15 protein-coding genes are annotated in these 13,924 nt (G+C 71.3%); 9 read left to right on the top strand and 6 right to left on the bottom strand.

From position 1 onward, the window contains the following. The first annotated feature begins 6 nt into the window (after positions 1 to 6). Positions 7 to 585, top strand: coding sequence for an orotate phosphoribosyltransferase (pyrE, locus tag C3481_RS07655; RefSeq protein WP_023952782.1), 579 nt, complete (start codon positions 7 to 9; stop codon positions 583 to 585). Positions 586 to 698: 113 nt separating this feature from the next. Continuing rightward, positions 699 to 1,790, top strand: a complete 1,092-nt coding sequence (locus C3481_RS07650; RefSeq protein ID WP_103841472.1) for an alkene reductase — start codon at positions 699 to 701, stop codon at positions 1,788 to 1,790. 5 nt (positions 1,791 to 1,795) lie between these two features. Here the strand turns inward: C3481_RS07650 and C3481_RS07645 are convergent, their stop codons facing one another. Further along, complete coding sequence (locus tag C3481_RS07645) at positions 1,796 to 2,194, bottom strand: helix-turn-helix domain-containing protein (RefSeq protein WP_023952778.1); 399 nt, start codon at positions 2,192 to 2,194, stop codon at positions 1,796 to 1,798. Positions 2,195 to 2,270: 76 nt separating this feature from the next. Here C3481_RS07645 and C3481_RS07640 point away from each other — a divergent pair, with 76 nt between their 5' ends. After that, positions 2,271 to 2,681: a RidA family protein gene (locus C3481_RS07640; protein WP_103841468.1), complete on the top strand. Its 411-nt coding sequence runs from the start codon at positions 2,271 to 2,273 to the stop codon at positions 2,679 to 2,681. A gap of 25 nt (positions 2,682 to 2,706) precedes the next feature. On the opposite strand, the gene C3481_RS07635 is transcribed toward C3481_RS07640, so the two are convergent. Both C3481_RS07635 and C3481_RS07630 read right to left on the bottom strand, forming a co-directional pair. Further along, a complete protein-coding gene (locus tag C3481_RS07635) occupies positions 2,707 to 2,892 on the bottom strand; it encodes a hypothetical protein (protein WP_023952775.1) in 186 nt (61 codons plus the stop codon). Between the two features lie 112 nt (positions 2,893 to 3,004). Next, positions 3,005 to 3,814, bottom strand: a complete 810-nt coding sequence (locus C3481_RS07630; protein ID WP_023952774.1) for an HAD-IIA family hydrolase — start codon at positions 3,812 to 3,814, stop codon at positions 3,005 to 3,007. A gap of 42 nt (positions 3,815 to 3,856) precedes the next feature. Here C3481_RS07630 and C3481_RS07625 point away from each other — a divergent pair, with 42 nt between their 5' ends. Then, the gene (locus tag C3481_RS07625; RefSeq protein ID WP_103841466.1) at positions 3,857 to 4,819 is read left to right on the top strand and encodes an SDR family NAD(P)-dependent oxidoreductase; all 963 of its coding nucleotides are present in this window, start codon (positions 3,857 to 3,859) and stop codon (positions 4,817 to 4,819) included. Between the two features lie 6 nt (positions 4,820 to 4,825). Here the strand turns inward: C3481_RS07625 and C3481_RS07620 are convergent, their stop codons facing one another. Further along, the gene (locus C3481_RS07620) at positions 4,826 to 5,464 is read right to left on the bottom strand and encodes a metal-dependent transcriptional regulator (protein ID WP_023952772.1); all 639 of its coding nucleotides are present in this window, start codon (positions 5,462 to 5,464) and stop codon (positions 4,826 to 4,828) included. A 128-nt stretch (positions 5,465 to 5,592) separates the two neighbouring features. On the opposite strand from C3481_RS07620, the gene C3481_RS07615 reads away from it, so the two are divergent. Next, positions 5,593 to 6,198 carry a TrmH family RNA methyltransferase gene (locus C3481_RS07615; RefSeq protein ID WP_258039090.1) on the top strand — a complete coding sequence of 202 codons (606 nt, stop codon included), beginning with the start codon at positions 5,593 to 5,595 and terminating at the stop codon, positions 6,196 to 6,198. Between the two features lie 18 nt (positions 6,199 to 6,216). On the opposite strand, the gene C3481_RS07610 is transcribed toward C3481_RS07615, so the two are convergent. Both C3481_RS07610 and C3481_RS07605 read right to left on the bottom strand, forming a co-directional pair. After that, a complete protein-coding gene (locus C3481_RS07610; protein ID WP_064956353.1) occupies positions 6,217 to 6,726 on the bottom strand; it encodes a hypothetical protein in 510 nt (169 codons plus the stop codon). Positions 6,727 to 6,806: 80 nt separating this feature from the next. Further along, positions 6,807 to 8,123, bottom strand: a complete 1,317-nt coding sequence (locus C3481_RS07605) for an MATE family efflux transporter (protein ID WP_064956352.1) — start codon at positions 8,121 to 8,123, stop codon at positions 6,807 to 6,809. Between the two features lie 126 nt (positions 8,124 to 8,249). Here C3481_RS07605 and C3481_RS07600 point away from each other — a divergent pair, with 126 nt between their 5' ends. From C3481_RS07600 to C3481_RS07585, 4 genes are read left to right on the top strand one after another with little or no spacing between them, the layout of a single operon-like run. Beyond that, complete coding sequence (locus tag C3481_RS07600) at positions 8,250 to 10,046, top strand: alpha/beta fold hydrolase (RefSeq protein WP_071918619.1); 1,797 nt, start codon at positions 8,250 to 8,252, stop codon at positions 10,044 to 10,046. A gap of 46 nt (positions 10,047 to 10,092) precedes the next feature. Then, on the top strand, positions 10,093 to 12,090 hold the full coding sequence (locus C3481_RS07595; protein WP_181021892.1) for a M13 family metallopeptidase: 1,998 nt from the start codon (positions 10,093 to 10,095) through the stop codon (positions 12,088 to 12,090). 52 nt (positions 12,091 to 12,142) lie between these two features. After that, entirely contained in the window at positions 12,143 to 13,060 is a 918-nt protein-coding gene (locus C3481_RS07590) for a serine hydrolase (protein WP_233494906.1), read from the top strand. 58 nt (positions 13,061 to 13,118) lie between these two features. After that, entirely contained in the window at positions 13,119 to 13,916 is a 798-nt protein-coding gene (locus tag C3481_RS07585) for a MerR family transcriptional regulator (RefSeq protein ID WP_103841460.1), read from the top strand. Positions 13,917 to 13,924 lie beyond the last annotated feature (8 nt).

Raw genomic sequence — 13,924 nt, 5'->3', positions numbered from 1 at the left:
GGGGTCATGACCGTCGCAGGCACGCCCGAGCTCGAAGCCGACCGCCAGGACCTCATCCGGCTGATTCAGGACGAGGCGGTGTTCCACGGCGACTTCACCCTCTCGAGCGGCAAGAAGGCGACGTACTACGTCGACATGCGGCGCCTGACCCTCGACCACCGGGCCGCGCCCGCGATCGGCCGCATCATGCTCGACCTCATCTCGGACATCGACGGCGTCGTCGCCGTCGGCGGTCTCACTCTCGGCGCCGACCCGATCGCGAACGCCGTCATGCACGAGTCGGTGCGTGCCGGTCGCCCCCTCGACGCGTTCGTCGTGCGCAAGGAGCCCAAGGACCACGGCCGCGGTCGCCAGATCGAGGGCGCGGATGTCGCGGGCAAGCGCGTCGTCGTCGTCGAGGACACCTCGACCACCGGCCAGTCCGCGCTCAAGGCCGTCGAGGCGCTGCGGCGCGAGGGCGCTGAGCCCGTCGCGGTGGCCGTCATCGTCGACCGCAAGACCGGCGCGCAGGCGGCGGTCGAGGAGGCCGGGCTGCAGTGGCTCGCCGCGATCGACCTCGACGACCTGGGCCTCGCGCCGCAGTAAGGTGCTTCACCTGGCAGCATCCGCCGCTTCCGGCCGGACGAGGGGGCGTGAAGTGCCAAGCGAACCGCCCTGCGGAGGAATAGCGCGCAGGGTGGGGGTGGTTGCGCTCGGGTATGAGCCTGTACGAGCCCGCCGTCTTCGGCGCCCTGAACCTGTCGAACCGCGTCGTCATGGCGCCGCTGACCCGCACCCGCGCGGGCGAGGACGGCGTCCCCACCGACGTGATGGTCGAGTACTACCGCCAGCGTGCGGGGCAGGGGCTCATCGTCACCGAGGGCACGTGGCCGGTCGTCGAGGGCAAGTCGTACCCCGGGCAGCCCGGCATCCAGACCGACGAGCAGATCGCGGGCTGGCGGCGCATCGCCGACGCCGTCCATGAGGCCGGCGGCACCATCGTCATGCAGCTGATGCACGGCGGACGCGTGTCGCACCCCGACATCACCGGTGCCGATCGGGTCGTCGCGCCGAGCGCCCTGGCTGCGCCCGGGCAGACCCGGACCCCGAAGGGCAAGGCCGACATGCCGATCGCCCACGCGCTCACCGCGGCGGAGATCCCGCTCGTCGTGGAACAGTTCGCACAGGCGGCGCGCAACGCCCTCGCGGCCGGGCTCGACGGCGTCGAGGTCCACGGCGCCAACGGGTACCTCGTGCACGAGTTCCTCTCGCCGGTGTCGAACGTGCGCGATGACGAGTACGGCGCGTCGCCCGAGAACCGTGCCCGCTTCGCGGTCGAGGTCACGCGGGCCGTCGCCGCAGCCGTGGGAGCCGACCGCACCGGCATCCGCCTGTCGCCGCAGCACAACATCCAGGGTGTGCTCGAGCACGACGACGCCGACGCCCTCGCCACCTACACGGCTATCGCGGAGGGGCTCGCCCCGCTCGGGCTCGCGTTCGTCGACGTGCTGAGCGCCGACCCCACGGGAGACCTCGTGCAGCACATCCGCCGCGTGGCCGGCGCCCCGTTCATCCTCAACTCGGGCTTCGGCTCGCCCACGACCCGCGAAGAGGCCGAGACGCTCGTGACGTCGGACTGGGCGGATGCCGTCGCCGTCGGCCGTCCTGTCATCGCCAACCCCGACCTGGCGGTGCGGTGGCAGCAGCGCGCCGAGCTCAACGAGGCGCGCCCCGAGCTCTTCTACGGCTCGACCGCCGAGGGATACATCGACTATCCCTTCCTCGCCGAGGTGCGCGCCGGCACGGTCTGATCGACCTAGGCCCCGATCCCGGGCGTTCCGTCCATCTCATCGTCGAAGCGCCGACGTGCGTCCTCGATGCGGGGCATGTGCTCGTGCGCCCAGGCGAGGATGACGTCGACGGGCGGACGCAGCGTCTTGCCGAGCGGCGTGATCCGGTACTCCACGGCGACGGGCCGGGTGCTGAGGACCACGCGCTCGACGATCCCGTTGCGCTCGAGGCGCCGGAGGGTCGCGGTGAGCGACTTCTGCGTCACGGCGGGGATCGCCCGCCTGAGGGTGCTGAACCGGGCGGGTGCGTCGCACAGCTCGTTCAGCACCGCGAGCGACCACCGGTCGAGCACCTGGTCGAGCAGCTCGCGATGCGGGGCGGTGATCTCGAATCGGTCTGTGGCAGTGGGGGCGGTATCGGTCACGCTACCCAGTCTCGTTGAAGTGACCTCCGCGCACCAGGTATCCATGAGATACCCGCGTTGATGCAAGGAGATACACATGACCGTCCACCTGTCGTCACCCGCCTCGCTGATGCAGCCCGTCCCGTACCACCATGTCGCCGTGGCCACGGGAACCCGCCACGTCACCGTCGCCGGCCAGATCGCCCGCACCGCCGACGGCAGGCCCGTCGCCCCGGGCGATCTCACCGGTCAGGTCGCTCACGCCCTCCGCAACACCCACGCCGGGCTGGTCAGCGCGGGCGCGGGGCTCGGCGATGTCGTCCGCTTGACGTTCTACGTCACGGGGTGGTCCCCCGACCGCATCGCCGACTTCATGGCGGGTGTCCAGGAGGTGGCCGAGGAGATCGGGCTGCCCACGCCGATGCCGCCGGCATCGCTCATCGGGGTCGACTACCTCTTCGAGCCCGATGTCCTCGTCGAGGTCGAGGCGACCGCGATCCTCGACTGACGCCCCGCGGCGGGCCCCCGGAACCTCAGCCCCGGAAGACGGGCAGCTGCGAGGCGAGGCCGAGCAGCAGGCCGAAGAACATGAGCAGGATGATGCCGCGCCGCGTCGACCCGCGATTGGTGCCGTCGGTGCCGATCTGCTGGTTGCGCACGAAGATGATGAGGGCGACCAGCAGCACCGCCAGTCCGGTGAGCGCCAGGACGATCGACATCAGTCGTCGTCACCGTCCCGACGCCGCCGCACCATCTGCACGACGACGACCACGAGGGTGGTCGTGAGCATGAGGGCGACGCTGATCAGCAGCAGGTTCTGCTCGAACTCGTTCACAGGATGCCCGGATCCTCGGTCTCGTACGGCTCGGCCTCGAGCAGGTCGGCGACCGAGTCGAGGATCTCGTCGGGGCGGAAGGGGTAGCGCTCGATCTCGGCGTCGTCCGAGATGCCGGTGCGCACGAGCACGGTGTGCAGGCCCGCCTCGATGCCCGCCACGACGTCGGTGTCCATGCGGTCGCCGATCATGCCGGTGTTCTCGGAGTGCGCTCCGATGCGGTTCATCGCGGAGCGGAACATCATGGGGTTCGGCTTGCCGACGACGTACGGGCTCTTGCCGGTCGCGTGCGAGATGAGCGCCGCGAACGAGCCGGTGGCGGGGACCACGCCCTCGGGGGTCGGGCCCGTGGCATCCGGGTTCGTGATGATGAAGCGTGCGCCGGCGTTGATGAACCGGATCGCCTTCGTGATGGCATCGAAGGAGTAGTTGCGGGTCTCACCCACGACGACGTAGTCGGGGTCGGTCTCGGTCATGATGTAGCCCGCCTCGTGCAGGGCCGTGGTGAGGCCGGCCTCGCCGATGACGAACGCCGAGCCGCCGGGATGCTGCGACCGCAGGAAGTCGGCCGTCGCGAGCGCCGACGTCCAGATGCGGTCCTCCGGGACCTCGAGCCCCGACCGCGCGAGACGCGCGCTGAGGTCGCGCGGCGTGAAGAAGGGGTTGTTGGTCAGCACGAGGAACGGCGTGCCCGTCTCGCGCCACTGCGCGAGCAGTTCCGCCGCACCCGGGATGGGGTGGTTCTCGTGGACGAGGACGCCGTCCATGTCCGTGAGCCAGCACTCGATATCGGCGCGTGTCCGCATGGCCCCAGCCTAGCCGTGGCGATCCGGCCGTAGTCTTCACTCGTGGCCCACGACGACTGGAATCCCCGCAAGCTGCCCGACCTGTCGGGCAAGCGGTACCTCGTCACGGGTTCCAACGCGGGACTCGGCTACTTCGCGACGCTCCAGCTCGCCTCCGCCGGGGCCCACGTCATCATGACCGGTCGCAGCCCGCAGCGCCTCGCGACCGCGCGCGCATCGGTCACGAAGGCCCTTCCCGAGGGGGTGGGCTCGATCGAGACGCTGCTGCTCGACACCAGCAACCTCGGTTCGGTCCGTGCGGCGGCGGCGACCGCGCGCGGGCGCAAGCCCCTGCACGGCCTGCTTCTGAACGCCGGGATCGTGCACCCGCCTCGGCAGCGCCGCACGACCCCCGACGGCCATGAGCTGGTGTTCGCCACCAACGTCCTCGGCCACTACGCGCTCGCCGGTGAGCTGCTCATCGCGCTCGCCGCGGGCCGCGGGCGCATGGTGTGGGTCGGCTCGGTGTCGACCTCGATCTGGAAGTACGACCCGACCGACATCGAGCTCGAGAGCGACTACTCGCCCTGGCGCGCGTACGTCCAGTCGAAGGTCGCCACGACCTCGCTCGGCCTCGAGGCCGACCAGCGGCTGCGGGCGGCGAGCGTGCCCGTCTCGAGCCTGGTCGCCCACCCCGGGTACTCCACGAGCGGGCGCACCCGCGGCATCGCGGGGATCAACGAGCCCACGCGCATGACGCGCTTCACCGACAACCTCCAGGTCGCCGTGACCCAGTCGAAGGAGCGCGGGGCCTGGCCGCTCGTGCGCGCGCTCGTCGATCCGGATGCCGCGGGCGGCGAGTTCTACGGACCCTCCGGTGTGGTGCGGGGCGCGCCGCGCGTCGCGACGCCCGCGGCGATCACGCGCGATCCCGAGATCGCGGCGCGCCTGTGGTCGTACTGCGAGCACACGACCCGCACTCCGTGGCCGTATCTGAAGGCGAGCCGGACGCGCGCGAAGAGCTGATCGCGCTCAGGCGGTGATCCAGATGGCCGCGGCGGCGCCGGGCGGCAGCACGGCGGAACCACCGCCGTCGAGCTGAACGCTGTCGCGTCCGCTGACGATCAGGGTGTGACCGACGTCGATGCCGCGTTCCTCGAGCGCCCGCAGGAGCGCCGGGTCGCGGTCGCTCACGCGGAGGATGCGGCCCTCGTGGCCGATCGCGGCCTCGGCGAGCAGCACGAACGGCTCGCGATGGACCTCGCCGTCGGCGTCGGGGATCGCGTCGCCGTGCGGATCGAATCGCGGATCGCCCAGCCGCTCCGCGATGCCCGCGAGCAGACGGTCGCTGATGGTGTGCTCGAGCACCTCGGCCTCGTCGTGCACCTCGTCCCAGGCGTACCCGAACTCGCGCACGAGCCACGTCTCGATGAGCCGGTGACGCCGGATGATGGATGCCGCCCGCCGGCGGCCCGTCTCGGTCAGCGTCACCGGTCCGTAGGGGCGATGCGACACGAGGTCCTGTGCGGCGAGCTTGCGCACCATCTCGGTGACCGTCGACGGTGCGAGCCCGAGCATGGCCGCGAGCTGCGACGGGGTGATCGGCGCCGACTGCCACTCGGTGTGGTGGTAGATCGTCTTCAAGTAGTCGTCGACGGCGGGGGAGGGCACACTCCAGATTATCCGCGGCGGCGGGATAGCCTGTCCCGGTGACCCGCCCCGACCCCGCCGACGCGCCCGCCGACGCGCCCGCAGGCGCGCCCGGCGACGGCCGTGACGACGTCGACGCGGAGCCGCAGCTGCCGGTGGGCGTGGGACCGTGGCCGGGCGGCCCGGACGCATGGCCCGACGAGCCCCGCTACGACCCGCAGCTGCTCGCCGACGGCGACCGGCGCAATGTCGTGGACCGGTACCGCTACTGGCGGCTCGAGGCGATCGTGGCCGATCTCGACGAGCATCGGCATCCTTTCCACGTCGCGATCGAGAACTGGCAGCACGACATGAACATCGGCTCGATCGTTCGCAGCGCCAACGCGTTCGGTGCGGCGGAGGTGCATATCGTCGGACGCCGGCGCTGGAACCGCCGCGGCGCGATGGTCACCGACCGCTACCAGCACGTCCGCCACCACGAGGATGTCGCCTCCTTCGCCACGTGGGCGCGCGAGAACGACCTCCCGATCGTCGCGGTGGACAACGTCCCGGGGTCGGTTCCGGTCGACCGGGCCGACCTGCCCCAGCGTGCCGTGCTGATGTTCGGACAGGAAGGCCCGGGGCTTTCGGCCGACGCCGTGGCCGCGGCATCCGTCGTCGTCGAGATCACGCAGTACGGCTCGACGCGATCGATCAACGCCTCGGCGGCGGGTGCCGTCGTCATGTACGAGTGGTGCCGGCGCTGGGCTCGGTGAGCCCGCATCGACCGGAGATCACCGCTCGGGGTGACGGTCGGGCGTGACGGCGTAGACGAACAGCCCCGTCGCCGAGGCGCTGAGCTCGACCGTGGCGTCGGCGGGCACGTCGCGGATGCTGTGCGCCTCGGCGTTCTCGTCGACCGCCGCACAGGTCGCCTCACCGCTGTCGAGCGTCTCGCCGTTCGCCGTCACGGTGTAGGTCAGCTGACTGCCGGAGCCGGTGACGCAGGCGATCGTCACGATGGCGGGAGCCTCGCCCGCCGTGACCGCGATGATCGGCTCTCCGCCCGGATCGAGGACACCCGCCTCGCGCTGAGTCCACGAGGCTCCGCCGAGCGCGTTCTCGGGGATGACGGTGTCGGCCCAGCGCTGGGCGTCATCCGCGGTGGGTCGGGGAAGCGTGCGCGCGTCATCGGACGGGGTCGCGACCTCGACCGGCGGAGTCCGTTCCGCGCAGCCGCAAGCGAGCATCCCGACCGCGAGCACGGCGATGCCGGCGGCGGAAACAGAGGTGAGCTTCGGCATGGGGCCACGGTACGGGCCGAGGCTGAGGTTCGCACGTGAGCGAGGTTTCGACCCGATCACAGTTTCGCCCGGGCCGCCGTTCAGACGGCGATGCGCAACCATGCGCCCCGGCGTACGCGCCAGCCGAGGGTGAGCAGCCGAGCGATCATGTACACACCGAAGAACGCCGCCGCGAGCCACGCGAGGCCCGCCGCGCCGTCCGGATGCAGCGCACCGATGATCAGGAGGGCGGGGATGAAGGGCACGAGGTTGAGCCCGCCGGCGATGGCGAGGTAGCGCGCATCTCCGGCGCCCATCAGAACGCCGTCGAGGACGAAGACGACGCCGCACACGGGCTGGGCGATCGCGAGGACGAGCAGAGCCGGCTGCACGAGCGCGGCGACCGCGGGATCGCCGGTGAACAGCAGCCCGATGACTCCCGACGTCGCCGCGATCAGCCCGCCCACGAGCACTCCGAACCACGCGCCCCAGGCGACCGTCCGCCCGAGCACGCGCTTGACGAACGTCTCGTCGCCGGCACCGAGCCCGCGTCCGATCAGGGCCTGCGCGGCGATCGCGAGGGCGTCGAGCGCGAAGGCCGCGGTCGAGAAGATCGTGAAGGCGACCTGCCATCCGGCGAGTTCGTTCGTTCCCAGTCCCGTCGCGACCGCGACGGTCGCGAGCAGCGCGGCCCGCAGCGACACCGTGCGCAGGAACAGCCAGCCGCCCAGACGCGCCGACCCGCGCATGCCGTCGGCGCGGGGCCGGAGCGACGCCGAATGCCGGCGGGCGAGACGGCCGATCACGACGGCGTAGGCACCGACCATGCCCCACTGGGCGATGACGGTGCCCATGGCCGATCCGGCGATTCCCCATCCGAAGCCGTAGATGAACAGGACGTTCAGCAGAGCGTTCGCGCCGAACCCGAGGCCGGCGATCCACAGCGGGGTGACGGTGTCCTGCATCCCGCGCAGCAGCCCGGTCGCCGCGAAGACGACGAGCATCGCCGGAAGCCCCCACATCGACAGCCGCAGGTAGGTCTCGGCATCCGTCGAGACGGCCTCCCCGGCGCCGAACAGACCCACCAGCAGCGGGGTCGCGAGCGAGCCGGCCGCCGCGAGCACGGCGCCGAGGCCGAGCGCGAGCCACAGACCGTCGATCCCCGCGCTCACGGCGCTCGTGGAGTCGCCCGCCCCGAAGCGGCGCGCCACCGCCGGCGTCGTCGCATACGCGAGGAACACCATCAGGCCCACGATCGTCTGCAGCACCGCACCCGCGATGCCCAGGGCCGCGAGCGGCACGACGCCGAGGTGGCCGATGAGGGCGGCGTCGACGATGAGGAACATCGGCTCCGCGATGAGGGCCCCGAGCGCGGGAACGGCCAGCCGCAGGATCTCGCGGTTGAGCGTGGGCGCCATGAGACGAGCCTAGGGGCGGACCGCCGCCGGGCCGGCCTTGCACGCGGGCCCGGTCGCTGTCGAGCGCGCGGAGCAGCACCGCATCCCCGACTAGCGTTGATCATCGACCGGAGGGGAAGGACGGGGATGCGGCTGCTCAAACGCCTGGCGATCGCGCGCCTGCACGCGCGGCTGCCGACGTGGGTCCGCGTCGTCGTCGCCGCGGCGGCCGTCGTGCTCGGCGTCGTCATCGTCATCCGGCCCACGACCGCTCTCGACGTCCTCGCCTGGCTGATCGGCGGCGGCATGGCCCTGACGGGACTGCTCGAGCTCACCGGACGCGAGGGGGAGGCGCATCGGCCGCGCTGGCGCACGGCGACCGGCGTCGCCTGGCTGGTCGGCGGCGCGATCGTCCTCCTCGCGCCGGGACTGACGGTCCGCGTGGTCGCGATCGTCGTCGGCATCCTTCTTCTCGGCGGCGGCGTCCTCGGCGTCATCGCCGCGTTCGGACGCGGGCGCACGTGGGACGCGCGCATCGCCGATGCGGCATTCGGCGCATCGGGGGTCATCTTCGGCGCGCTCGCACTGTTCTGGCCCGACATCACCCTGCTCGTGACCGCCGTCGTCTTCGGCGCACGGTTGATCATGAGCGGCGTCGTCGACCTCTGGACGCGGTTGCGCCGTCGCCGCGACGACCGGGCGGCCGAACGGCTGGGGGCCGACGGGCGCCCGCGCCGGCGATGGGGTCGCACCGTGGTCGCGATCGCCTCCGTCGCGCTCGCCGTCACCACGACGATCGTGACCGCGCCGCTGCGCGACGGTTCGACCGTCGTCGACGACTTCTACGCGGCACCGCGCGACCTGCCCGACGAGCCTGGACGACTCGTACGCGCCGAGCCGTTCGAGGCGGGCATCCCGGCGAGCGCCCAGGGATGGCGCATCCTCTACACCACGACGGGAGTCGAGGGGGAGGTCCGCGTCGCGAGCGCCATCGTGGCGGTGCCGCGCGAGGGAGACGGGCAGTGGCCGGTGATCGACTGGAATCACGGCACCACCGGGTTCGCTCAGCACTGCGCCCCGTCGCTGCAGCCGCGCGGACTGTGGGCGGGGGCGTTCTACATGCTGCCGCGAGCCATCAAAGAGGGATGGGCCGTCGTCGGCACCGACTACATCGGGCTCGGGACCGAGGGTCCGCACCCGTACCTCGTCGGCCTGCCGAGCGCGCACGCGTCGCTCGACGCCGTGCGCGCGGCTCGCGAGCTCGAGGAGGCCGATCTCGGGGCGCGGACCGTCGTCTGGGGGCACTCGCAGGGCGGTGCTGCCGCGCTGTGGACGGGCGCCGTCGCCCGGGAGTACGCCCCCGAGGTCTGGGTGCGGGGCGTCGCCGCCCTCGCCCCGGCGAGCGACCCGGCGGCTCTCGTGCAGGGCATCTCCAGCGTCACCGGCGGGAGCATCTTCGCCTCCTACGCCTTCGCCTCGTTCTCGGCGATCTACCCCGAGATCGAGTATCGCGACTATGTGCGTCCCGGCGCCGAGACGGTGCTGCGGCAGATGTCGGAGCGGTGCCTGTCCGACCCGACGATCGTGCTGTCGGTGGCCGCGGCGCTCGGGATGAGCCGGGATCCCGCGCTGTTCTCGCGGTCGCCGGCATCCGGGGTGCTCGGTCGCCATCTGCGCGAGAACACGGCTCCGCTTCGTTCCACCGCGCCCGTGCTGCTGGCGCACGGCGGAGCCGACAGCGTCATCCCCGTGCAGACCCAGGCCGCCTTCGTCGACCGGATGTGCGCGGCGGGCCAGGACGTCGATTTCCGCACGTACGCGGGGTTCGAGCATGCGGGCGTCGTCGAGCGCCCGTCGCCCCTCATCGACGAGCTGTTCGACTGGACCAGGGACCGTTTCGCCGGCATCCCGGTTGCCGAGGGATGTACCACCACAGAACGCTGAACGCCCTCGGAAGTTCGTGTCGTCCGGTCGGCCTAGCATGGGTGCCATGACCGACCCCGTCCTCCCCTCCGGAATCGACATCGCCGAGCTGAGCCCCGAGATCCGACCGCAGGACGATCTGTTCCGGCACGTCAACGGCAGCTGGCTCGAGCGCACCGAGATCCCCGACGACAAGGCGCGGTGGGGCTCGTTCCACGTCATCGCCGAACAGGCCGAGAGCGACGTCCGCGCGATCATCGACGACGCGACGTCGGCCGAGCCGGGCACGGTGCAGCGCAAGATCGGCGACCTGTTCACGAGCTTCATGGACACGGCCCGTATCGACGAGCTCGGCGCCGAGCCGCTGCGCCCGCAGCTGGCGCGGGTCGACGCGGTCGACTCGATCACGGCGCTGCTGAGCACCGTCGGTGAGCTCGAGCGCGAGGGCATCGGCGGCATGATCGGCACGTTCATCGAGCCCGACCCGGGCAACCCCGAGCGCTATGTCGTCTTCTTCGTCCAGGGCGGGCTGTCGCTTCCCGACGAGAGCTACTACCGCCTCGACGGCTTCGACGCCACGCGCACCGCGTTCCGCGGCTACGCCGAGCGCATGCTCGAGCTCGCCGGCGTCGGCGATGCCGCGGACCAGGCCGACCGCATCGTGCGGCTCGAGACCGAGCTCGCCACGCACCACTGGGACAACGTCCGCAACCGCGACGCGGTGGCGACCTACAACCTGCACACGTGGGACGAGGTGCGAACCCTCGCGGGCGTCGACCTCGACCCGTGGCTCGAGGGCCTCGCGCCCCGGCACCGCGACGGCTTCGCCGAGATCAACGTCAACCAGCCGAGCTTCCTCTCCGGTCTGGGCACGCTGCTGACCGACGAGCACCTCGACGATTGGAAGGCCTGGCTGCGGCTGCAGGTCGTCCGTGCGTCGGCGCCGTTCCTGCCCGACGCGTTCGTCGCCGAGAACTTCGCCTTCTACGGCACCCAGCTCACCGGCGTGCCCGTGAACCGCGAGCGCTGGAAGCGGGGGGTCAGCATCGTGCAGGCGGCTCTCGGTGAAGCGGTCGGCGAGATCTACGTCGAGCGGCATTTCCCGCCCCAGGCCAAGGTCGAGATGGACGCCCTGGTCGACAACCTCATCGAGGCCTACCGGCAGTCGATCACGGGCCTCGAGTGGATGACGCCGGCCACGCGTGAGCGTGCGCTCGAGAAGCTCGCGGCCTTCACACCGAAGATCGGCTACCCCGACCGCTGGAAGGACTACTCCGCGCTCGAGATCGATCCCACCGACCTCCTGGGGAACGTCCTGCGCTCGACCGAGTGGGAGTACGAGCGTCAGCTCGCCAAGCTCGGCCAGCCGATCGACCGTGACGAGTGGCACATGACGCCGCAGACGGTCAACGCCTACTACAACCCGCTGATGAACGAGATCGTCTTCCCCGCGGCCATCCTGCAGCTGCCGTTCTTCTCGTCCGAGCGCGACGCCGCGGCGAACTACGGCGGCATCGGCGCGGTCATCGGCCACGAGATCGGGCACGGATTCGACGACCAGGGCAGCGCCTACGACGGCACCGGCGCGCTCAACGACTGGTGGACCGACGCCGACCGCGCCGCCTTCGAGGAGCGCACGGGGGCACTGATCGACCAGTACAACGCGCTCGTGCCGCGGGGACTCGGCGAGGAGCACACCGTCAACGGCGCGCTCACCATCGGCGAGAACATCGGCGACCTGGGCGGCCTCGGCATCGCGCTGAAGGCGTACCGGCTGCACCTCGCCGCCACGATGTCGCCGGAAGAGCTGGCCGAGGCGCCCGACGGCCCCGTGGTCGACGGCTTCACGGGTGTGCAGCGGCTGCTGCTCAGCTGGGGACAGATCTGGCAGCAGAAGGGGCGCGACGCCGAGACGATCCGGCTGCTCACGATCGACCCGCACGCCCCGAACGAATTCCGATGCAACCAGATCGTCCGTAACATCGATGCGTTCTACGACGCATTCGGCGTGACCGAGGGAGACGATCTGTGGCTCGCGCCCGAGCGCCGCGTAACGATCTGGTGATCACTCGAACCGAATCGCTCGAACTGACTCCGACGGAGACGAGAACATGACGGTGGATGGATCCGAATCCTCCCCCGGGACCGCCCGCTCGCGCGCGGAGCGGCGCACCGGCGCGCGCCCGCGCCGTCGCTCCGGCGTGCCGCGGCGAGGGTTCGCGTCGACCGAGAAGGCGCTCGACGCCCTGGCGGCATCCGGGGCGCGGGTGTCGGTGCGGGTCAGCGACCTCGACCGCGGTACGCCCGTGCTCGCGGGCGACGACTTCGTCACGCTGCCGGTGGCGGGCTTGGGCATCGTCCCGTTGCTGATCGAAGTGGCGACCCGCTTCGAGGCCGGGACTCTCGACCCGCTCGAGATCGTCGATCGGTCGACCGTCGGCGACGTCGCGGTCGCGGGGCTCTGGCGCCATCTCGCGGCGCCCGCCCTGCCGCTCGGCGATCTCGCGGTGCTGGCCGCCTCGACCGGCGACGCGCTCGCCGCCAACGCCCTGCTCGAGCGGGTCGGCCTCGATGCCGTGCGCGCGCGGATCGGAAGCCTCGGGATGCCGCGCACGGCGCTGCTCGACCGGTTCCGCGACACCCGCGGGCCCGACGATGCGCCGCACTACGCTCTCGGCACGGCGCGCGAGCTCGCCGCCATGTTCGCGGCACTGGTCAACACCGACGTCGTCTCGCCCGGGGTGAGCGCCCAGGTGTCCGAGTGGCTGAGTCTGAACCACGACCTGTCGCTCGTCGGCTCGGTGACAGGACTCGATCCCTTCGCGCACGACGACGACAAGCACGAGCTGCTGTTCGTCAACAAGACCGGTCGGGCCGACGGCATCCGCGCCGAGGCCGGCGTGCTCGCCGGCCCCCGCGCCGGGGTGGCCTACGCGTTGCTGGTCGGGTTCGACGACCTGTCGATGAGCGATCGTCTGCGCGCTCACGAGGCGTTCCGCGCGTTCGGGTTCGACCTCATGGAGTACGTCTTCTGATGTGATCCGGCCGTGCGCTTGACTCTCACACCGTGTCAGGCTGTCGAGTGGGATCACCATGTTGAGTATCGGAGAGTTCGCCCGGCTGGCCGGCGTATCGGTGCGGATGCTGCGCCATTACGACCAGCTCGGCCTGCTGCGTCCGCATCGCGTCGATCCGGCCTCGAGCTACCGCTCCTACGCCGCGTCGCAGCTCGATCGGGCCAACCGGCTGATCGCGCTGAAGGACCTCGGTTTCACCCTCGAACAGGTCGGCCGACTGCTCGACGACGGTGTGTCGTCGGCATCCGTGGCCGCGCTCCTGCGGGAGCGGAGGGCTGAGCTGAGCGGCCAGATCGCAGCGGACGTACAGCGGCTGCACGAGGTCGAGGCGAGGCTCCGATCGATCGAGAAGGAGATACCCGTGTCCACATTCATCGAGACCGCACTGCCCGAGCTGACTCTGACCCAGCTGTCGGTCCGCATCGACGAGATGGCGCAGATCGAAGACGAGATCAGCGTCATGTTCCAGCGCGTGAACGACCGTATCGAGTCCGCCGGTGCGCAGCGGGTCGGACCCGGCGTCGCCGTCTACACGACGACAGGCGACGGCATGGTCGTCGCCGCGGCCGAGCAGATCGGCGAGGCGCCGGTGCCCGACGGCCTCGAGCGCGCGGTCGTCGCGGCCGAACCGCGGGCGCTCACCCTTCGCTACGAGGCGCCCGATCTGGCCGGCATCCAGAGCGCGTGGCAGGCGCTGGTCGCCGAGTCGGAGCGGCGCGGGCTGCGATCCGACGGCGCGTGCCGCGAGGTGTATCTGCAGACGCCCTATGACGGCGACCGATGGGTCATCGACCTGCAGCAGCCCGTGTCCTGAGCCCCGGC

The sequence above is a fragment of the Microbacterium sp. Ru50 genome (assembly GCF_002920555.1).
In the GTDB taxonomy this organism is placed as follows: Bacteria; Actinomycetota; Actinomycetes; order Actinomycetales; family Microbacteriaceae; genus Microbacterium; species Microbacterium arborescens.
The sequence above is the reverse complement of the archived record's forward strand: the minus strand, read 5'-3'. Positions and strand labels throughout refer to the sequence as shown.